Here is an 18733-nt window from a genome sequence, read left to right as displayed (position 1 = left end):
AAGACAAGGTGGGTGTCCCGATAAACTGGACTGCATTTTAAGGAGCCGGGGCTTCCGCCCGCTCTTTCAAGGTTTCACCCAGGTTTTCGATGGCATTCAAGGATCTCCCCGCCCACGCCCGCCCGCGCGAAAAGCTCATCGCGCGGGGCGCCGCCGCGCTGGCCGACGCCGAGCTGCTGGCGCTGCTGCTGCGCACCGGCGTGGCGGGAAAGAACGTGCTCCAGCTCGCGCAGGAGCTGCTCGACCACTTCGGCGGCCTTTCGGGCCTGCTGCAGACCGGCGCCGAGGACCTGAAGGTGATCAAGGGCATGGGCGGCGACGCCAAGCGCGCCGAGCTCATCGCGGTGCTCGAACTGGCGCGCCGCGCCATGGCCGAGCGCCTGAAGGAGCGCACGGTGTTCGACTCGCCCGGCACGGTCAAGCAGTACCTGCAGCTGCACATCGGATCGCGACCCTACGAGGTGTTCGCGGTGCTGTTTCTCGATGCGCAGCACCGGCTGATCGTGCTCGAGGAGCTGTTCCGCGGAACGCTCACCCAGACCAGCGTCTACCCGCGCGAAGTGGTCACGCGTGCGCTGCACCACCAGGCCGCGGCCGTGGTGCTGTCGCACAACCATCCCAGCGGCAGCATCGAGCCCTCGCGCGCCGACGAGTCGCTCACCCAGACGCTCAGGGCCGCGCTCTCGCTGATCGACGTGCGCGTGCTCGACCATGTGATCGTCAGCGCCGGCCAGAGCTATTCGATGGCCGAGAAAGGGCTGCTCTGATGGCCTCCCGCACCCCGCCCATCAAGAACCTGGCCGACCTGAAAAAGGTGCAGCGTACGCTGGCCGAGACCCGCGAGCGTGAAGCGGCGGCCGCAGCCGCCAAGGCCGCGGCCGAGCGCAAGCGCGCCGCCGAAAAGGACCTGTTCGCGCGCGCCATCGGTGCGACCGAGCCGCTGCGCCGCAAGGCCGTGGTGCCGCTTGCGCCCGAGCCGCCGGCGCCCATTCCGGTGCAGCACCAGCTCGACGAGCAGCGCGTATTGCGCGAGTCGCTTTCCGACGAGTTCGACGTGACGACCCTGCTCGACGTCGACGACGCCATGAGCTTTCGCCGCCCCGGCATCGGCACCGATGTGACGGCGCGTCTGCGCAAGGGCGATTGGAGCATCCAGGCGCAGGTCGACCTGCACGGCCTGCGCAGCGACGAGGCGCGCGAGGCACTCGGCGGCTTCATCCGCAACGCCTACAAGCAGGGGCTGCGCTGCGTGCGCGTGGTGCACGGCAAGGGCCTGGGCTCGCCCGGCAAGCAGCCCGTGCTCAAGACCAAGACGCAGCGCTGGCTGATCCAGAAGAACGAGGTGATCGCCTTCGTGCAAGCCAAGCCGGCCGAAGGCGGGGCCGGCGCGCTGGTGGTTCTGCTGGCGCCCGCGCGGCGCTGACGCTTTCTGCCTTGCTCCTTCCCCTCCCGGGGGAAGGCTGGGATGGGGGCTCGCGGCCTTTGCACGGGCCGTGCCTCATCCATCGCCGTCGTGCCCCCACCCCTACCCTCCCCCAGCGGGGGTGGGAGCAGGAAACGCAGCCGGCTTACGCCAAGTGATTCTTCAGCGGAACCGAGGCATCCGCCACCGCCGCCGCATCGGGGCTGCGCCCCGCTTCGAGCAGCTTGCGGCTCATCATGTGATCGACCGGCGCGTTGACCGATTCGACGCATGCCAGCTGCCCGTCGACATAGTGGAACAGCGAGAACGCATCGGGCTTGGGGCCGGCGCGGCGCACGCTGGTGAGGCCCGGCGTGCCCTCGGCCGGCATCAGGCCGACCATCTGCAGGCGCATGCTGCCCTGGTCGGACCAGAACCACGGCACCACGTCGTGCGGGCGCGGCGCGCCGGTCAGCGTGGCCACGGCCGTGCGCGCCTGGTCGTTCGCGTTCTGCACCGATTCGAGCCGCAGCGCGCGGCCCGCGCGGCGATCGGGAAAGCGCGTGCAATCGCCCACCGCGAGCACATCGGCCGCGCTGGTCTGCATGTGGCCGTCGACCACGATGCCGTCGGCGCATTCGATGCCCGCGGCCTGCGCCAATGCGGTCTCTGGCACGGCGCCAATGCCCAGCAGCAGCAGGTCCACCGGCTGCTTCACGCCGTTGACCTGGATCGACAGCAGCCGCTCGCCCTCGACCTCGAAGGCACCGGTGCGTGCGCCGAGCACGATGTCGATGCCCGCCGCGCGATGCGTCGCGAGCACGTGGGCCGAGAGTTCCGGCGACACGGCACGGCCCAGCAGCCGCGGCGCGCTCTCGATCACCTGCACGCCCTTGCCGAGCGCCTTGGCCGTGGCCGCCACCTCGAGGCCGATGAAGCCGCCGCCCAGCACCGTGACCTGCTGCGCAGCGGCCAGGCGCGAACGCAGGCGATGCGCTTCGTCGGCGGCGCGCAGGCTCGCGACGTTCTCGAGCCCCGGTTTCAGGTCGGGCATCTGGCGCGCGCGCGTGCCGGTGGCCAGCACCAGCCGCTCCCACGGCAGGACCGCGCCCGAACGCAGGGTGACGGTGTGCGCCTCGCGGTCGATGGCCACGGCCGCATCGCCCAGGTGCAGCGTGATGCCCGCTTCGCGGTACCAGCCGGCGGCCTTGTGCGGCTGCGTGGTTTCCTCGGCGCTCTTGAGAAAGGCCTTCGACAGCGGCGGCCGGTGGTACGGCTCGCAGGCCTCCTCGCAGACCAGGTGCACGCGTGCGCCCTGCCCGGCTTCGGCCAGGCCCGCGCAAAGCTGGGCCGCGGCGTGGCCGCCGCCGATGATGACGATGGGATTCATTGAAGAGCGCCTCTTTCGGAATCGTTGTTTGTTCTATGGCTCGCCACGATTGCGCATCCAGTCTGCGGTCTGGAAGAACGAATCGCGCAGCCGCGCGCGCAACCCCTCGGGCACGCCGGTCTCGCCCATGGCCTGGTCCATGCAGGCCAGCCACTGGTCGCGCTCCTTGATGCCGATGCTGTGGCCGCCGATGCTTTGCGGCAGATGCCGTGCGCGCAGCATCGGATGGCCGAAGCGGTCGGTGTAGTGCTGCGGTCCGCCGAGCCAGCCGCACAGGAACCAGAACAGGCGCTGGCGCGCGTTGTCGAGGCTGGTGCCGTGCACCGCGCGCAGCTGCGCATAGGCCGGCTCGAGCTCCATCAGGTCGTAGAAGCGATCGACCAGCGCCTGCACCCTGGGTTCGCCGCCGATCCATTCGAAGGGAGTGTCGAAGGGAGGCTTTTCGTGAATCTGCATGCCGGGAGTATCCCGCTGTGCGCCTGTCAGGCCTGCACGAGGTTCGGAATTCCCACGTCGGGATTCACGTCGGCCTCGTAGTCCACGCCTTCGATGCCGAAGCCGAAAAGGCGCAGGAACTCCGCCTTGTAGCCGGCGAGATCGGTGAGCTCGTGGACGTTCTCGCTCGTGACCTGCGGCCAGAGCGCCATCACGCGCGCCTGCACTTGCGGGGACAGTTCCTTGTAGTCCGCGCGCAGCCGGCCCTCCCCGTCGAGGTGCGGCGCGCTGCCGTAGAGGCTGTCGGCAAAAAGCCCGTGGACCTGCTCGATGCAGCCCTCGTGCGTGCCCTCGGCCTTCATCACCTTGAACAGCAGCGACAGGTACAGCGGCATCACCGGAATCGCCGAACTCGCCTGCGTGACGACCGCCTTCAGCACCGAGACGCGCGCATCGCCGCCCTTGGCGGCCAGCCCGGCGCGGATGCCGAGCACCTTCTGGTCGAGGTCCTTCTTGGCGGCGCCGATGGAACCGTTCCAGTAGATGTCGTGCGTGATCCGCTCGCCCAGGTAGGTGAAGGCGGTGGTCTTCGCGCCATCGGCCAGCACGCCGGCGGCCTGCAGCGCATCGATCCACATCTGCCAGTCTTCGCCGCCCATCACGGCCACGGTGTCGTCGATCTCTTTCTGCGTGGCGGGCTCGAGCACGGTGTCCTTGACGGCTTCGTTGTCGGTGTCGAGGCCGCGCAGGCTCACGGCCTTGCCGACGGGCTTGAGCGTCGAATTGAAGACCTCGCCGGTCTTCGGATGCGTGCGCCGCGGCGCGGCCAGGCTGTAGACGACGAGGTCGACCTGGCCCAGGTCTTCGCGGATCGCATCGATGGCCTTCTGCTTCACGTCGTCCGAGAAGCCGTCGCCGTTGATGCTCCTGGCGTAGAGGCCCTCTTGCGCGGCTGCGCGGTGGAAGGCGGCCGAGTTGTACCAGCCGGGCGAGCCGGGCTTGCTCTCGCTGCCGGGCCGCTCGAAGAAGACGCCGAGCGTGCCGGCGCCGCAGCCGAAGGCCGCCGTGATGCGCGCGGCCAGGCCGTAGCCGGTCGATGCGCCGATGACCAGCACCCGCTTCGGCCCGCCCGCGATCCTTCCCTTGGCCTCGACGTAGCCGATCTGCTGCCTGACGTTGGCCTCGCAGCCCGCAGGATGGGTCGTGACGCAGATGAAGCCACGCACGCGCGGTTTGATGATCATGAAAAGCTCGCTGAAGATGGGTGCCGCGGGGGCTGGGGGGCAGGATTTCGCGCCGCGAATTTAACCCAGGCCGTGCCAGGGCCGATCGTGCAAGGCCATATGCATATGTCGATTGAGGATTTAATAATCGCGGGTTTTGTTGATAGGGTCCAGCCTTTCGTCTTTTCATCCGGAGTGAGAACAACCATGCGCCACACCCTGCTTGCCGCGGCCCTCGCCGCCTCCACCCTGCTGACGGGCATCGCTGCCCATGCGGACCAGCTCGCAGACATCAAGAAGAAGGGTGAACTCGTGGTCGGCGTGCTCGGCACCGACGAGCCCGCGACCTTCATCGATCCGAAGACGCGGCAGATCGTCGGCTACGAAGTCGACCTGGTAAACGCCATCGCCAAGAAGATCGGCGTGAAGCCGGTGCTCAAGCAGATTGCCGTGGCCGCGCGCATTCCCGAGCTGCAGCAGGGCCACGTCGACCTGGTGGCGGCCGGCCTCACGCACAACAAGGAGCGCGAGGCGCAGATCGACTTCTCGCTGACCACCTTCGTCACCGGCCAGAAGGCCATCGTGAAGAAGGACAGCGGCATCACCGAGGTGCCGCAGCTTGCCGGCAAGAAGGTGCTGACCATCCGCGGCGGCACGCAGGAACCCAACATCCGCAAGGCCGTGCCCACCGCCGAGGTCGTGACCTTCGACACCAGCCAGCAGGCCTTCCAGGCGCTGCAGCAGGGCAAGGGCGTGGGCTACGTGGACGACGAGGCCGCGCTGCTGCGCAGCTACGCCAAGCTCGGTCCGCAGAAGGCCCAATACGTGGTGCTCAAGCAGAACCTGAGCACCGAGGCGCTGGCCATCGGCATCAAGAAGGGCGAGAGCGCACTCAAGGCCGTGGTGGACGAGACGCTGCGCGAACTCGAGAAGTCGGGCGAAGCGCAGAAGATCTTCATCAAGTGGTACGGGCCGAACACCGCCTCGGGCTTCCAGACGCGCGACTTCAAGCTGGAAAGCGACAAGATCGACTGACATGGCATTTCTCCTTCCCCTTCCGGGGGAAGGCCGGGATGGGGGCTCGCAGCTTCTGAACAGTCCACGGCGGTGATACTGTCGCCCCCCATGCCCCTGTTCGACTATTCGCTGCTCTTGACCGGCATGTACCACGACATGCTGGTCGCGGGCCTGTGGCTGTCGCTGCAGCTGCTCGCGGCCTCGCTCGTGCTGGCGCTGCCGATCGCGCTGGTGGTGGCGCTCTTGCGCCTTTCGCCGCTCGCGCCGCTGCGCTGGCTCGGCTTTGCGTACGTGGAGAGCATCCGCAACATCCCGCTGCTCGCGCACATGCTCTTCTGGTACTTCGGCGCGCCCGAGCTGCTGCCCGAGGGCATCAAGCAGTGGCTCTATGCGGGACACATCGAGGCCTACAGCGCCATCGTCGCGCTGTCGCTCTACACGGCCGCCTTCATGGCCGAGGACATCCGCAGCGGCATCCGCGCGATACCCGCGGTGCAGTTCGAGGCGGGACGCGCGCTGGGCTTCGGCTTCCTGGGCACCATGCGCCGCGTGGTGCTGCCACAGGCGCTGCGCGTGACAGTGCCGCCGCTGATCTCGCAGACGCTGAGCCTCTGGAAGAACACCTCGATTGCCACCGTGATCGGCGTGGCCGAGCTGATGTACCAGGCCGGGCAGGTCGAGAGCGCGACCTTCCGCAGCTTCGAGTCGTTCGCGTTCGCGAGCGCGGCGTACCTGACCGTATCACTCGCGATCACGGGGTTGGCCACCTGGTACCACCACCGCTTTCCGGTAAGAACCATCTAGGGCCATCGACCAGATGCTGGAAATCATCCACGACTACTGGGTCTACTTCCTCATCGGGCAGTACCCGAACGGGCCGCTCGGCGGGCTGGTGCTCACGCTGCTGCTCGCCTCCTGCGGCCTGGTGCTCGCGCTGCCATTGGGCATCGTGCTCGGCCTGGCGCGCGTGAGCCCGTGGCGCTGCGTGCGATGGCCGGTCACGGCGCTGGTGTTCGTGGTGCGCGGCCTGCCGCTGTTGATGGTGATCTTCTGGGCCTACTTCTTCCTGCCCAGCGTCACGGGCGTGAAAACCAACCAGTTCACCACCATGCTGATCGCGCTCGTGGTGTTCGATGCGGCCTACCTGGCCGAGATCGTGCGCGCCGGCATCCAGGGCCTGCCGCGCGGCCAGATGGAGACCGCCCGTGCGCTGGGCCTGGACTACGGCCGCGCGATGCGCCTGGTGGTGCTGCCGCAGGCTTTGCGCAGCATGCTGCCTTCGCTGGTGAACCAGTTCGTCTCGACCATCAAGGAGACCTCGCTGGGCTACATCATCGGGCTGGCCGAGGTCTCGTTCATCGCCACGCAGATCAACACGCAGGTGTTCACCAAGCCCGCGCAGATCTACCTGATCCTGGGCCTGACCTATTTCATCCTGTGCTTCGGCCTCTCGCGCTTCGCCTACTGGCTCGAAGGCCGGCTCGCGCGGCGCGGCATGGCCACCGCCAGCTCCGTCTCGGCTCCCAAGGTATCCGCATGATCGAACTGCAAGACGTCAACAAGTGGTACGGCAACTACCACGCCCTGGTCGACATCAGCGAGACCATCCGCAAGGGCGAAGTGGTCGTGGTGTGCGGACCTTCGGGCTCGGGCAAGTCGACGCTGATCCGCACCTTCAACCGGCTGGAGCCGATCCAGTCGGGCCGCATCCTCATCGACGGCCAGGACATCCATGCGCCGGGCACCGACGTGAATGCCTTCCGCTCGCGCATCGGCTTCGTGTTCCAGCAGTTCAACCTGTTTCCGCATCTCACGGTGCTGCAGAACTGCACGATGGCGCCGATGCAGCTGCGCGGACTGTCGCGCAAGGAGGCCAACGAGCGCGCCATGGCCCTGCTGCAGCGCGTGGGCCTGGCCGGCAAGGCGAACGCATGGCCGAGCGAGCTCTCGGGCGGCCAGCAGCAGCGCGTGGCCATCGCGCGCGCCCTCGCCATGCAGCCGCCGCTGATGCTGTTCGACGAACCCACCAGCGCGCTCGACCCCGAGATGGTGGGCGAGGTGCTGCTCGTGATGCGCGATCTCACGCGCGACGGCATGACCATGGTCTGCGTGACGCACGAGATGGGCTTTGCGCGCGAGGTGGCCGACCGCGTGCTCTTCATGGACGAGGGCAAGGTGCTCGAACGCGCGACACCCGACGACTTCTTCAACCGGCCGCAGCACCCGCGCGCGCAGCAGTTTCTTTCGGACATCCGCTCGCCCTTCGCGCGCGGCGCATGAGATGCTTTTCACGCCCATGACCGACACACAGACGCTTCCCGTGATCGACGTCGCCCCGCTCGTGGCCGGCGCTGCTGGCCGCGAAGGCGTGGCCGCGCAGATCGGCGCCGCCTGCCGCGCGCATGGCTTCTTCTATGCCACGGGCCACGGTGTCGATGCGGCGCTGGTGCAGCGGCTCGAGGAGCTGAGCCACCGGTTCTTCGCGCTGCCCGAAGAAACCAAGATGCAGTGGCGCATGGCCCTGGGCGGGCGCGCATGGCGCGGCTACTTCCCGCTCGGCGGCGAGCTGACCTCGGGCCGGCCCGACTGGAAGGAAGGCCTCTACCTCGGCACCGAGCTGCCCGATTCGCATCCGCTGGTACAGGCGAAGACACCGGTGCACGGGCCCAACCTGTTCCCCGACGTGCCGGGTTTGCGCGAAACCATCCTCGCCTACATGGCGGCCGTCGCGCAACTGGGCCACCGGCTGATGGAGGGCATCGCGCTGAGCCTGGGCCTGCCGGCGGCGTACTTCGCCGAGCGCTACACGGCCGACCCGCTGATCCTGTTCCGCCTCTTCAACTACCCTTCGCAGCCCGTGCCCGAGGGCCTCGACGTGCAGTGGGGCGTGGGCGAGCACACCGACTACGGCCTGCTCACGATCCTGCACCAGGACGACGTGGGCGGCCTCGCCGTGCACACGCCCGGCGGCTGGATCGATGCGCCGCCGATTCCGGGCTCCTTCGTCTGCAACATCGGCGACATGCTCGACCGCATGACCGGCGGGCTCTACAGGTCGACGCCGCACCGCGTGAAGCGCAACACCTCGGGCCGCGACCGGCTCTCGTTTCCGCTGTTCTTCGATCCGAACTTCGAGGCGCGCGTGCAGCGCATCGAAGGCCTTGCAGGTGCCGAGGCGCGCGACGACAGCGCCGAGCGCTGGGACCGCGCCAACGTGCACGCCTTCAACGGCCGCTATGGCAACTACCTGCTCGCCAAGGTGTCAAAGGTGTTTCCGCAGCTGCGCGACGAGGTGCTCTGACCCCGGCTACGCGAGCTTCTCCAGAGGCATCGGAAACCAGCGCGGCACGTGTGCGATGGCCTCGTGCAGCGAGTCGAGCACATGGAATGCCCGCTCGACGATCGCAGCGGGCGGGTGCTTGAGGTCCGGCACGATCACGACGCGAAGGCCCGCCGCCAGCGCGGCCTTGGCACCGTTCTCGCTGTCCTCGAAGGCCACGCAGTGCGCCGGGTCCACGCCCAGGCGCTCGGCCGCGAGCAGGTAGAGCGCCGGGTCGGGCTTGGCGCGCGCCACCTCGTCGCCGCCCGCGAAGGCCTCGAAGTGATGGAGCACGTCGAGGCTGCCGAGGCAGGCCGCGATCTGGCCGCGCGCGGACGACGAGGCGACCGCGCAGCGTGTGCCGCGCCCGCGCAAGGCAGCGAGCAACTCGGCCGCGCCGGGCTTGATGGGAAAGAGCGGCCGGGCGTCGCCCTCGGCGCGCTGCAGCTGCAGCGCGGCGGTCACTTGCGTCGCCGCATGCTGGTAGGCGGCCGCGCCGCCGAGCAGCGCCGCGAGGATCTGCTTCGACTCGGCCATGGCCAGCCCCACGCATTGCAGGTACTGGGCGTGCGAAAGCTCGATGTCGAGCGTGCGGGCCGCTTCGATCCAGGCGGCCATGATGGGCCGTTCCGAATCGATGAGCAGCCCGTCCATGTCGAAAATGGCGGCGGTGAACATGGAGTGATCCTAAGCCCGCGCGGCGGAAAGCAAAAAAAGGGGCCGGCGGCCCCTTTCTGTAGAAAACGGCCGCGATCCGCCGCTCAGTCGCGCACCAGCGCCCTGTTGAGCCCCAGCGCCGCCAGCGTGCCGACGGCACCGGACAGCAGATAGACGCTCACGTAGGCCAGCCCGAAATTCGCCGACAGCCCCAGCGCCACCAGCGGCGCGAAGGCGGCGCCGATGAGCCAGGCCAGGTCGGCCGTGAGCGCGGCGCCGGTGTAGCGGTACTTGGGCTCGAAGTTCGAGGTCACGGCGCCGGCCGCCTGGCCGTACGACAGGCCCAGCAGCACGAAGCCCAGCAGGATGAAGATGTCCTGCCCGAGGCGGCCGCCGTCGAGCAGCGTGGGCGCAAAGCCGCTGAACACCGCGATCATCGCGGCCAGCCCGCCCAGCGTGAAACGCCGTCCCACGCGGTCGGCGACCAGGCCCGAGGCCACGATGCCGCCGGCGCAGAACACCGCGCCGACCATCTGCACCACCAGGAACTCGGTGATCGACTGGTCGGAGTACAGCGTGATCCACGACAGCGGGAACACGGTGATCAGGTGGAACAGCGCGTAGCTGGCCAGCGCCGCGAACGCGCCGATCAGCAGGTTGGCGCCCTGCGAGCGGGTCAGCTCGACCACGCTGGTGGGCTGCAGTTCGCGCTCTTCGAGCAGGCGGGAATACTCTTCGGTGGCCACCAGCCGCAGGCGCGCGAACAGCGCCACCACGTTGATCGCGAAGGCCACGTAGAAGGTGTAGCGCCAGCCCCAGTCGAGGAAGTCCTTGAGCGGCAGGTTGGCGTAGAGGTAGGCGAACAGCGCGCTCGCCACGAAAAAGCCGAGCGGCGCGCCCAGCTGGCCCAGCATGGCGTACCAGCCGCGGCGGTTCTCCGGCGCATTGAGCGCCAGCAGCGACGGCAGGCCGTCCCACGAGCCGCCGAGCGCAAGGCCCTGGGCGAAGCGGAACACCGACAGCAGCACGATCGACGTGAACCCGAGGCTCGCGTAGCCCGGCAGGAAGGCGATGCCCGCGGTGGAGGTGCCCAGCACGAACAGCGCGATGGTCAGCTTGGCTTCCCGCCCGAAGCGCCGCTGGATGGCCATCGAAATGACGGTTCCGAACGGCCGCGCAAGGAATGCGAAGGAAAAAACCACGAAGGCGTAGAGGGTTCCCTCGAGGCGCGCCTCGAACGGGAAGAACACCGCCGGGAACACCAGCACCGAGGCAATGCCGTAGACGAAGAAGTCGAAATATTCCGACGCCCGGCCGATGATCACGCCCACGGCGATCTCGCCGGGTGCGATGTGGGAATGTTCGTCGCCCTGCCGGGCGTCGTTTCCGGACGTGTTCGGCACAGGCTGTGCGCCTTGCGGACTGATGCTGGACGTCGTCGTCATTGCGTTTTTTAATTCGGGTGTCACCGGCAGTGACCAAGGTAGACCATTGAACAGGGTCCAAGCGTCTCACCGAATGAGGATTCCCGCCATAGGACAAAACGTCCAATAGGCGGCGAAGGCCTTTGGTCGTAGATTGTGGAGTCTTTGCGCAGCCCACGCACTTCTTTCTTTCGGCATGCCCACCCTCAAATCTCTTCGCCGATGGCCCCTGTTGCTTCCGCTTGCCTTGCTGGCAGGCTGCAACACGGTGCTCATGAACCCTTCCGGCGACATCGCCAACCAGCAGGGACGCCTGATCGTCGTCTCCACCGTGCTGATGCTGATCATCATCATTCCGGTGATCGCGCTGACCCTCTTCTTTGCCTGGCGCTATCGCCAGTCGAACAAGGAGGCCGACTACAGCCCCGACTGGGACCATTCCACCCAGCTCGAGCTCGCGATCTGGGCCGCGCCGCTGCTGATCATCATCGCGCTGGGTGCCATCACCTGGATCAGCACCCACACGCTCGACCCGTACCGGCCGCTCAGCCGGCTCGACGCCGAGCGCCCGGTTCCCGCCGAGGCCAAGCCGCTGGTGGTCGAAGTGGTGGCGCTCGACTGGAAATGGCTCTTCATCTACCCCGAGCAGGGCTTTGCCACGGTGAATGAAATGGCCGCGCCGGTCGACCGGCCGATCACCTTCAAGATCACCGCCTCCTCGGTGATGAACTCCTTCTTCATTCCCGCGCTGGCCGGCCAGATCTATGCCATGCCGGGCATGGAGACCAAGCTGCATGCGGTCATCAACAAGCCCGGCGAGTTCGAGGGCTTCTCGGCCAACTACAGCGGCGCGGGCTTCTCGGGCATGCGCTTCAAGTTCCACGGCCTGAGCAACACCGGCTTCGACCAGTGGGTGCAGAAGGTCAAGGCCGGCAAGGACGGCGAACTCACGCGCGAGCAGTACAAGAAGCTCGAAGCGCCGAGCGAGCGCGAGCCGGTGCGGCACTACGCCGCGGTGGCGCCCGACCTGTACGACGCCATCCTCAACCTCTGCGTCGACCGCAACAAGATGTGCATGAAGGAAATGATGGCCATCGATGCGGACGGCGGGCTGGGCAAGCCCGGCGCGTTCAACATTGCCACCAAGAAGGCCTGGCAGGCTGACACCCTCACCAATTCGCCCACGCGCAAGTACGTCACGGCGATGTGCACCACCGAAGAATGACGATGTTCGAGAACCTTGACCTGACGAAGCTCATCTTCGGCCGCCTCACCTGGGAGGCGATTCCCTTCCACGAGCCGATCCTGCTCGCCACCTTCATCGCGGTCGCCCTCGGCGGCCTCGCACTGCTGGGCGCCATCACCTACTACAAGGTCTGGGGCGTGCTGTGGCGCGACTGGATCACCAGCATCGACCACAAGAAGATCGGCATCATGTACATCATCCTCGGCCTGGTGATGCTGCTGCGCGGCTTCTCCGACGCCATCATGATGCGGGCCCAGCAGGCCATCGCCTTCGGCGACAACGCCGGCTTCCTGCCGCCGCACCACTACGACCAGATCTTCACCGCCCACGGCGTGATCATGATCTTCTTCGTGGCGATGCCGCTGGTCACGGGCCTCATGAACTTCGTGGTGCCGCTGCAGATCGGCGCACGCGACGTGGCCTTCCCGTTCCTGAACAACTTCAGCTTCTGGATGACCACCTTCGGCGCCGGCCTCGTGATGGCGTCGCTGTTCGTCGGCGAATTCGCCAAGACCGGCTGGCTCGCCTACCCGCCGCTGTCGGGCATTCTCTTCAGCCCCGACGTGGGGGTGGACTACTACATCTGGTCATTGCAGATCGCGGGGGTCGGCACCCTGTTGTCCGGCGTCAACCTGCTGGCCACCATCGTGAAGATGCGCGCGCCCGGCATGACGATGATGAAGATGCCGGTGTTCACCTGGACGGCCCTGTGCACCAACGTGCTGATCGTGGCCGCCTTCCCGGTGCTCACGGCCGTGCTCGCGCTGCTGTCGCTCGACCGCTACGTCGGCACCAACTTCTTCACGAACGACCTCGGCGGCAACGCCATGATGTACGTGAACCTGATCTGGATCTGGGGCCACCCCGAGGTCTACATCCTGATCCTGCCGGCCTTCGGCATCTTCTCGGAAGTGGTCTCCACCTTCAGCGGCAAGCGCCTGTTCGGCTACGCCTCGATGGTCTACGCCACGGTGGTGATCACGATCCTGTCGTACCTCGTGTGGCTGCACCACTTCTTCACCATGGGCTCGGGCGCCAGCGTGAACTCGTTCTTCGGCATCACGACGATGATCATCTCGATCCCCACGGGCGCGAAGATCTTCAACTGGCTCTTCACCATGTACCGCGGCCGCATCCGCTTCGAGCTGCCCATGATGTGGACCATCGGCTTCATGATCACCTTCGTGATCGGCGGCATGACGGGCGTGCTGCTCGCGGTGCCCCCGGCCGACTTCGTGCTGCACAACAGCCTGTTCCTGATCGCCCACTTCCACAACGTGATCATCGGCGGCGTGCTGTTCGGCATGCTGGCGGGCATCACCTACTGGTTCCCGAAGGCCTTCGGCTACAAGCTCGATCCGTTCTGGGGCAAGTGCTCGTTCTGGTTCTGGATCGTGGGCTTCTGGTTCGCGTTCATGCCGCTGTATGTGCTTGGCCTGATGGGCGTCACGCGCCGCATGAGCCACTTCCAGGACATGTCGCTGCAGATCTGGTTCCAGGTGGCGGCCTTCGGCGCGGTGCTGATCGCGCTGGGCATCGCCTCGTTCCTGATCCAGCTGGTGGTGAGCTACATCCGCCGCGATTCGCTGCGCGACACCACGGGCGACCCGTGGAACGGCCGCACGCTCGAATGGTCGACCTCGTCGCCCCCGCCGGCCTACAACTTCGCGTTCACGCCGCGCATCCACGACAACGACGCCTGGACCGACATGAAGCGCCGCGGCTACACCCGCCCGGTCGACGGCTTCACGCCCATCCACATGCCCAAGAACACGGCCGCCGGCTTCATCATCGCGGCGCTGGCCGGAACCTGCGGCTTCGCGCTGATCTGGCAGATGTGGCTGGTGGCGGGCGTGGCTTTCTTCGCCATGCTGGCGGCCGTGATCATCCACACCTTCAACTACAAGCGCGACTACCACATCCCCGCGGAAGAGGTCGTTCGCACCGAGGACGAACGCACCCGCCTCCTGGCAGCAGCCCATGTCTGATACCACCGCCCTCCACTCCCCCGCGGCCGGCCACGCCCACAGCGACGCCACGGGCAAGCCGCCCGTGTTCGAGCTGTTCCACGTCGGCAACGACCACCACCCGGAAAACGGCACGCTGCTCGGCTTCTGGCTCTACCTGATGAGCGACTGCCTCGTCTTCGCCTGCCTGTTCGCGGTGTATGGCGTGCTGGGCCGAAGCTACGCGGCCGGCCCTTCGGGCGCCGATCTGTTCGACCTGCCGCTGGTGGCGGTCAACACCTCGCTGCTGCTGCTGTCGTCCATCACCTATGGCTTCGCCGTGCTCGAAATGCAGAAAAAGCGCATGGGCGGCACGCTGGCCTGGCTGGCCATCACGGGCCTGCTGGGCGCGGGCTTCATCGGCCTGGAGCTCTACGAATTCGCGCACCTGATCCACGAAGGCGCGGGCCCGCAGCGCAGCGCCTTCCTGTCGTCGTTCTTCGCGCTGGTGGGCACCCACGGGCTGCACGTGACCTTCGGCATCGTCTGGCTCATCGTGCTGATGATCCAGCTGCCCAAGCACGGCTTCAGCGCCGCGAACCGCCGCCGCCTGATGTGCCTGTCGATGTTCTGGCACTTCCTGGACGTGGTGTGGATCGGCGTCTTCACCTTTGTTTATCTGATGGGATCGATGGCATGAGCACCGCCCACACCGAAACCGCAGCGCACGGCCATGGCGCACACGATGCGCACGACGACCATCACGACGACGGCCCCGTCAGCCACAGCACCTTCAAGGGCTACATGACCGGCTTCGCGCTGGCCGTGATCCTGACCGCGATTCCGTTCTGGCTCGTCATGGGCAACGTGCTCGGCAAGCCGGGCACCACCTCGCTCGTGATCCTGGGCTTTGCCGCGGTGCAGATCGTGGTCCACATGATCTACTTCCTGCACATGGACGCCAAGTCCGAGAGCGGCTGGAACATGCTGGCGCTGATCTTCACGATCGTGCTCGTCGTCATCACGCTGGCCGGATCGCTCTGGGTCATGTACCACATGAACGCCAACATGATGCCGATGTCGGTGCACGACATGAAGAACATGCCTTGACGCCCCCGCCGCCGGAGCCCAGCACCCACGACGCCACACCGGCCGGCCGCCCGCGCGGCGCCGCGGCCCGGGTGGCACTGGCGGTCTGCGCGGCCCTGGCCTTTGCGGGCTTCTTCGCGCTCGGCACCTGGCAGGTCGAGCGCAGGGCCTGGAAGCTCGATCTCATTGCCCGCGTCGAGCAGCGCGTGCATGCCCCGGCCTCCGAAGCGCCCGGACGCGAGCGCTGGCCGCAGGTCAACGCGGCCGACGACGAATACCGCCGCGTGCGCATCGCCGGCCGCTTCCTCCACGGCAAGGAAACCCTGGTGCAGGCCAGCACCCGGCTCGGCGCCGGCTTCTGGGTGCTGACGCCGCTGCAGGCCGCCGACGGCAGCATCGTGCTGGTCAACCGCGGCTTCGTGCCGCCCGAGGCGCGCGAGCGCACCGCCCGCGCGGCCAACGAACCCCAGGGCGAAACCACCGTGACCGGCCTCCTGCGCATCAGCGAGCCCAAAGGCGGCTTCCTGCGCAGGAACGAGCCGGCCGCCGATCGCTGGTTCTCGCGCGACGTGCAGGCCATTGCCGCGGCACGCGGCCTCCACGACGCGGCACCGTACTTCGTCGATGCCGAGGCCGCGCCCTCCCCGCCCGGCGCGGCACCCGCCTGGCCGGCCGCGGGCCTCACGGTCATCGCCTTCCCGAACAGCCACCTCGTCTACGCGATCACCTGGTACGGCCTTGCGCTGATGGTCCTGGGCGCAGCCTGGTTCGGCTGGCGCGAGGGGCGCAGGCGCGCTGGCAGGACCGGCGGCGGCACAGGCGAAAATACGGCCCATGCCGACGCCACCGCCCGCCCCGATGCCCGCCGCGACTGAAGCCGTCGCGGTCGCGGTCGCGGGCGAATTGCATCCGCCGCGCGCAGGCGTGGCAAGCCTGGACAACGCCACCGGCCACAAGAACATGCAGCAGCTGATCGAGCTGCGCTGGTTCGCGGTGGTGGGGCAGGTCGCCACCATCCTGGTCGTGCACTACGGCTTCGGCATCCGGCTGCCGCTGGAGCACATGCTGCAGGTGCTGACCTGCCTCGCACTCTTCAACGGCGTGAGCCTGCTGCGCTCGCGCAGCCCGCGCCGCGTGACCAACGGGGAGCTCTTCCTCGCGCTGCTGGTCGACGTGGCCACGCTCACGGCGCAGCTCTACCTGAGCGGCGGTGCCACCAACCCCTTCGTCTTCCTTTACCTGCTGCAGGTCATCCTGGGGGCGGTGCTTCTGAAGGCCTGGTCGACCTGGACCATCGTGGTCGTCACCTGCCTCTGCTTTGCGGGGCTGGCGCTGTTCTCGCGCCCGCTCGCGCTGCCGCTGGACCACGACCGCGGGCTCTGGAGTCCCTACGTGCAGGGCATGCTGGTCTGCTTTGCGCTCAACGCGGCGCTGCTGGTGGTGTTCATCACGCGCATCAGCCGCAACCTGCGTGCACGCGACGCGCGGCTGGCCGACCTGCGCCAGCGCGCATCGGAAGAGGAGCACATCGTGCGTATGGGCCTGCTGGCCTCGGGCGCCGCGCACGAACTGGGCACGCCGCTTGCCACGCTGGCCGTGATCCTGGGCGACTGGCGCCGGCTGCCGCATTTCAGTTCCGACCCCGAACTGCTGACCGAGGTGGCCGAGATGGAACTGCAGATCCAGCGCTGCAAGAGCATCGTGAGCGGCATTCTGCTGTCGGCCGGCGAAGCGCGCGGCGAATCGTCGGAAGAAACCACCGTCCGCACCTTCCTCGACGAACTGGTCGAGGAATGGCGCAGCACGCGTCCGGTCGAGGAATTCGACTACGAGAACCGCTTTGGCCAGGACCTGCCCATGGTCTCCGACTCGGCGCTCAAGCAGATGATCTGCAACGTGCTCGACAATGCGCTGGAAGCCTCGCCGCACTGGCTGCGCTTCGAGGTGGCGCACGACGCCGACGCGCTGACCCTCACGGTCACCGATGCCGGCCCGGGCTTCCTGCCGGCCATCCTGAAGGAGTTCGGCAAACCCTACCAGTCGAGCAAGGGCCGCCCGGGCGGCGGGCTCGGGCTGTTCCTGGTGGTGAACGTGGCGCGCACCCTGGGCGGCCGCGTCGCGGTGCACAACCGGCCCGAGGGCGGCGCCATCGTGGTCATCACGCTGCCGCTTGCGGCGGTCGTGCTCGAAGAGGAAGACGAGGAAGAAGAGACCCAGGCCATCGGCGCCGCCGACACCATCATCGATCGAAACGCAAGGCCATGACGGAAACCACCGAAGCCGAACGCCAGCTGCTGATCGTCGAGGACGACGCGGCCTTCGCGCGCACGCTCGGCAAGTCGTTCGAGCGCCGCGGCTATGCGGTCGCGCACGCCACCAATGCCGAGGAGGTCGAGACGCTGCTGCAGGCCCGTTCGCCCGGCTATGCGGTGGTCGACCTGAAGCTCAACGGCGAGGCCTCGGGCCTGGCCTGCGTGCAGATGCTGCACCGGCACAACCCGAAGATGCTGATCGTGGTGCTCACGGGCTTTGCCAGCATTGCCACGGCCGTCGAGGCCATCAAGCTCGGCGCCTGCCACTACCTGGCCAAGCCGTCGAACACCGACGACATCGAGGCCGCCTTCGGCCGCGCCACCGGCACCACGGAGGTGGAGCTGACCAACCGCTCGACCTCGATCAAGACGCTCGAATGGGAGCGCATCCACGAGACGCTGGCCGAGACCGGCTTCAACATTTCCGAAACCGCGCGGCGGCTCGGCATGCACCGGCGCACGCTGGCGCGCAAGCTTGGCAAGCAGCAGGTGAAATAGCATGACTTCCAGCAAACCGATCTCTGCGGTCCGCGCCCAGACCACGCTCGAAGAAATCTTCAATGCATTGAGCCACGGCCTTGGCCTGCTGCTGGCCATTGCCTCGCTGCCGATCCTGGTCTACAGCGCTGCCCAGAAGGGCCAGGCCGCGAGCATCGTCGGCGCCTCGCTCTTTGCCGGCACGGCGATCGTGCTGTATTTGATCTCCACGCTGTACCACGCACTGCCGATGGGCCGGGCCAAGGCCTGGTTCAACCGGCTCGACCACGCGGCCATCTATCTGTTCATCGCGGGCAGCTACATGCCCTTTCTCTTCGGCGTGCTGCGCGGGCCCTGGGGCTGGACGCTGTTCGGCTGCATCTGCGCCGCGGCGGCGCTGGGCGTGGGCGCCAAGCTGTTCAACCGGCTGCAGCATCCGCTGTGGTCGACCGGGCTCTACGTGGCGATGGGCTGGATGGCGCTGATGGCGGCGGTGCCGCTGTACGAGCGCATGTCGCCGGCGGGCCTGGGATGGCTCGTGGCCGGTGGGCTGTTCTACACCGCAGGTGCGGTGGTCTTCCTGTTCGACAACAAGGTGCGCTTTGCCCATTCGGTGTGGCACCTGTTCGTGCTGGCGGGCAGCACCTGCCACTTCTTTGCGGTGCTCTGGCATTCGCACGGTTGATCTTGTTGGGGTGAGCTGAACGACGCTCTTGTTCGTGGCGCTGTTGTTCAGGGCGCGTGCACAGGCCACCGGGTACTCCCCTCCGCGAATGTCCCCCGGCCTGCGGCCTCC

At 67.4% G+C, this 18733-nt stretch carries 20 protein-coding genes; 15 read left to right on the top strand and 5 right to left on the bottom strand.

The features are described 5' to 3' along the window. Window positions 1-89 precede the first annotated feature (89 nt). Window positions 90-767 carry a RadC family protein gene (radC, locus tag IB278_RS02795; RefSeq protein ID WP_145745559.1) on the top strand — a complete coding sequence of 226 codons (678 nt, stop codon included), beginning with the start codon at window positions 90-92 and terminating at the stop codon, window positions 765-767. After that, window positions 767-1423, top strand: a complete 657-nt coding sequence (locus tag IB278_RS02790; protein WP_145745561.1) for a Smr/MutS family protein — start codon at window positions 767-769, stop codon at window positions 1421-1423. The genes radC and IB278_RS02790 overlap by 1 nt, the downstream gene beginning before the upstream one ends. 145 nt (window positions 1424-1568) lie before the next feature. On the opposite strand, the gene IB278_RS02785 is transcribed toward IB278_RS02790, so the two are convergent. Genes IB278_RS02785 through fabV form a run of 3 tightly spaced genes read right to left on the bottom strand, consistent with a single transcriptional unit; the run spans window position 1569 to window position 4471 of the window. Beyond that, window positions 1569-2792, bottom strand: coding sequence for an NAD(P)/FAD-dependent oxidoreductase (locus tag IB278_RS02785; protein WP_192322548.1), 1224 nt, complete (start codon window positions 2790-2792; stop codon window positions 1569-1571). A 33-nt stretch (window positions 2793-2825) separates the two neighbouring features. After that, window positions 2826-3248 (bottom strand): group II truncated hemoglobin, encoded by a 423-nt coding sequence (locus IB278_RS02780; protein ID WP_192322547.1) that lies wholly within the window; start codon window positions 3246-3248, stop codon window positions 2826-2828. Window positions 3249-3274: 26 nt separating this feature from the next. Further along, window positions 3275-4471, bottom strand: a complete 1197-nt coding sequence (gene fabV / locus IB278_RS02775; RefSeq protein ID WP_145745568.1) for an enoyl-ACP reductase FabV — start codon at window positions 4469-4471, stop codon at window positions 3275-3277. Window positions 4472-4657: 186 nt separating this feature from the next. Between fabV and IB278_RS02770 the strand changes: the two genes are divergently transcribed. From IB278_RS02770 to IB278_RS02750, 5 genes are all read left to right on the top strand, one after another. Beyond that, a complete protein-coding gene (locus IB278_RS02770) occupies window positions 4658-5485 on the top strand; it encodes an ABC transporter substrate-binding protein (protein ID WP_145745570.1) in 828 nt (275 codons plus the stop codon). 90 nt (window positions 5486-5575) lie between these two features. Further along, complete coding sequence (locus IB278_RS02765; protein WP_145745572.1) at window positions 5576-6271, top strand: amino acid ABC transporter permease; 696 nt, start codon at window positions 5576-5578, stop codon at window positions 6269-6271. A gap of 13 nt (window positions 6272-6284) precedes the next feature. Beyond that, window positions 6285-7007, top strand: coding sequence for an amino acid ABC transporter permease (locus IB278_RS02760; RefSeq protein WP_145745574.1), 723 nt, complete (start codon window positions 6285-6287; stop codon window positions 7005-7007). Further along, window positions 7004-7747, top strand: coding sequence for an amino acid ABC transporter ATP-binding protein (locus IB278_RS02755; protein ID WP_145745576.1), 744 nt, complete (start codon window positions 7004-7006; stop codon window positions 7745-7747). Before IB278_RS02760 ends, IB278_RS02755 begins: the two co-directional genes overlap by 4 nt. Window positions 7748-7763: 16 nt before the next feature. Then, window positions 7764-8768 (top strand): isopenicillin N synthase family dioxygenase, encoded by a 1005-nt coding sequence (locus IB278_RS02750; RefSeq protein ID WP_225612658.1) that lies wholly within the window; start codon window positions 7764-7766, stop codon window positions 8766-8768. Window positions 8769-8774: 6 nt separating this feature from the next. On the opposite strand, the gene IB278_RS02745 is transcribed toward IB278_RS02750, so the two are convergent. After that, complete coding sequence (locus IB278_RS02745; protein ID WP_145745580.1) at window positions 8775-9464, bottom strand: HAD family hydrolase; 690 nt, start codon at window positions 9462-9464, stop codon at window positions 8775-8777. A gap of 83 nt (window positions 9465-9547) precedes the next feature. After that, entirely contained in the window at window positions 9548-10888 is a 1341-nt protein-coding gene (locus tag IB278_RS02740; protein ID WP_145745582.1) for an MFS transporter, read from the bottom strand. Between the two features lie 175 nt (window positions 10889-11063). Between IB278_RS02740 and cyoA the strand changes: the two genes are divergently transcribed. The 8 genes from cyoA to trhA are packed head-to-tail and all read left to right on the top strand — an operon-like array spanning window position 11064 to window position 18622. Continuing rightward, window positions 11064-12092: a ubiquinol oxidase subunit II gene (cyoA, locus tag IB278_RS02735; RefSeq protein ID WP_145745584.1), complete on the top strand. Its 1029-nt coding sequence runs from the start codon at window positions 11064-11066 to the stop codon at window positions 12090-12092. Further along, a complete protein-coding gene (cyoB, locus tag IB278_RS02730; RefSeq protein WP_145745586.1) occupies window positions 12089-14101 on the top strand; it encodes a cytochrome o ubiquinol oxidase subunit I in 2013 nt (670 codons plus the stop codon). The genes cyoA and cyoB overlap by 4 nt, the downstream gene beginning before the upstream one ends. Continuing rightward, window positions 14094-14759 carry a cytochrome o ubiquinol oxidase subunit III gene (gene cyoC / locus IB278_RS02725; RefSeq protein WP_145745588.1) on the top strand — a complete coding sequence of 222 codons (666 nt, stop codon included), beginning with the start codon at window positions 14094-14096 and terminating at the stop codon, window positions 14757-14759. Before cyoB ends, cyoC begins: the two co-directional genes overlap by 8 nt. Next, complete coding sequence (gene cyoD, locus IB278_RS02720) at window positions 14756-15169, top strand: cytochrome o ubiquinol oxidase subunit IV (protein WP_145745590.1); 414 nt, start codon at window positions 14756-14758, stop codon at window positions 15167-15169. Before cyoC ends, cyoD begins: the two co-directional genes overlap by 4 nt. Further along, window positions 15166-16023 (top strand): SURF1 family protein, encoded by an 858-nt coding sequence (locus IB278_RS02715; RefSeq protein WP_192322545.1) that lies wholly within the window; start codon window positions 15166-15168, stop codon window positions 16021-16023. Before cyoD ends, IB278_RS02715 begins: the two co-directional genes overlap by 4 nt. Continuing rightward, complete coding sequence (locus IB278_RS02710) at window positions 16007-17413, top strand: ATP-binding protein (RefSeq protein WP_192322544.1); 1407 nt, start codon at window positions 16007-16009, stop codon at window positions 17411-17413. Before IB278_RS02715 ends, IB278_RS02710 begins: the two co-directional genes overlap by 17 nt. Continuing rightward, the gene (locus tag IB278_RS02705; protein ID WP_145745595.1) at window positions 17410-17958 is read left to right on the top strand and encodes a response regulator transcription factor; all 549 of its coding nucleotides are present in this window, start codon (window positions 17410-17412) and stop codon (window positions 17956-17958) included. Before IB278_RS02710 ends, IB278_RS02705 begins: the two co-directional genes overlap by 4 nt. A 1-nt stretch (window position 17959) precedes the next feature. Continuing rightward, on the top strand, window positions 17960-18622 hold the full coding sequence (gene trhA, locus IB278_RS02700) for a PAQR family membrane homeostasis protein TrhA (protein ID WP_145745596.1): 663 nt from the start codon (window positions 17960-17962) through the stop codon (window positions 18620-18622). Window positions 18623-18733: the final 111 nt, after the last annotated feature.

Origin of the sequence: Variovorax sp. VRV01 (assembly GCF_014852545.1) — a bacterium.
GTDB lineage: Bacteria > Pseudomonadota > Gammaproteobacteria > Burkholderiales > Burkholderiaceae_C > Variovorax > Variovorax beijingensis_A.
This window is presented reverse-complemented; position numbering and strand designations above follow the sequence as displayed.

Bases quoted from the DNA above. Each gene is read 5' to 3' on its own strand.
- IB278_RS02755 (WP_145745576.1), top strand. From the start codon at position 7,004: ATGATCGAACTGCAAGACGTCAACAAGTGGTACGGCAACTACCACGCC.
- radC (WP_145745559.1), top strand. From the start codon at position 90: ATGGCATTCAAGGATCTCCCCGCCCACGCCCGCCCGCGCGAAAAGCTC.
- cyoA (WP_145745584.1), top strand. From the start codon at position 11,064: ATGCCCACCCTCAAATCTCTTCGCCGATGGCCCCTGTTGCTTCCGCTT.
- cyoB (WP_145745586.1), top strand. From the start codon at position 12,089: ATGACGATGTTCGAGAACCTTGACCTGACGAAGCTCATCTTCGGCCGC.
- IB278_RS02745 (WP_145745580.1), bottom strand. From the start codon at position 9,464: ATGTTCACCGCCGCCATTTTCGACATGGACGGGCTGCTCATCGATTCG.
- IB278_RS02790 (WP_145745561.1), top strand. From the start codon at position 767: ATGGCCTCCCGCACCCCGCCCATCAAGAACCTGGCCGACCTGAAAAAG.
- IB278_RS02740 (WP_145745582.1), bottom strand. From the start codon at position 10,888: ATGACGACGACGTCCAGCATCAGTCCGCAAGGCGCACAGCCTGTGCCG.
- IB278_RS02750 (WP_225612658.1), top strand. From the start codon at position 7,764: ATGACCGACACACAGACGCTTCCCGTGATCGACGTCGCCCCGCTCGTG.
- trhA (WP_145745596.1), top strand. From the start codon at position 17,960: ATGACTTCCAGCAAACCGATCTCTGCGGTCCGCGCCCAGACCACGCTC.
- IB278_RS02705 (WP_145745595.1), top strand. From the start codon at position 17,410: ATGACGGAAACCACCGAAGCCGAACGCCAGCTGCTGATCGTCGAGGAC.
- cyoC (WP_145745588.1), top strand. From the start codon at position 14,094: ATGTCTGATACCACCGCCCTCCACTCCCCCGCGGCCGGCCACGCCCAC.
- cyoD (WP_145745590.1), top strand. From the start codon at position 14,756: ATGAGCACCGCCCACACCGAAACCGCAGCGCACGGCCATGGCGCACAC.
- IB278_RS02760 (WP_145745574.1), top strand. From the start codon at position 6,285: ATGCTGGAAATCATCCACGACTACTGGGTCTACTTCCTCATCGGGCAG.
- IB278_RS02785 (WP_192322548.1), bottom strand. From the start codon at position 2,792: ATGAATCCCATCGTCATCATCGGCGGCGGCCACGCCGCGGCCCAGCTT.
- IB278_RS02710 (WP_192322544.1), top strand. From the start codon at position 16,007: ATGCCCGCCGCGACTGAAGCCGTCGCGGTCGCGGTCGCGGGCGAATTG.
- IB278_RS02780 (WP_192322547.1), bottom strand. From the start codon at position 3,248: ATGCAGATTCACGAAAAGCCTCCCTTCGACACTCCCTTCGAATGGATC.
- fabV (WP_145745568.1), bottom strand. From the start codon at position 4,471: ATGATCATCAAACCGCGCGTGCGTGGCTTCATCTGCGTCACGACCCAT.
- IB278_RS02765 (WP_145745572.1), top strand. From the start codon at position 5,576: ATGCCCCTGTTCGACTATTCGCTGCTCTTGACCGGCATGTACCACGAC.
- IB278_RS02770 (WP_145745570.1), top strand. From the start codon at position 4,658: ATGCGCCACACCCTGCTTGCCGCGGCCCTCGCCGCCTCCACCCTGCTG.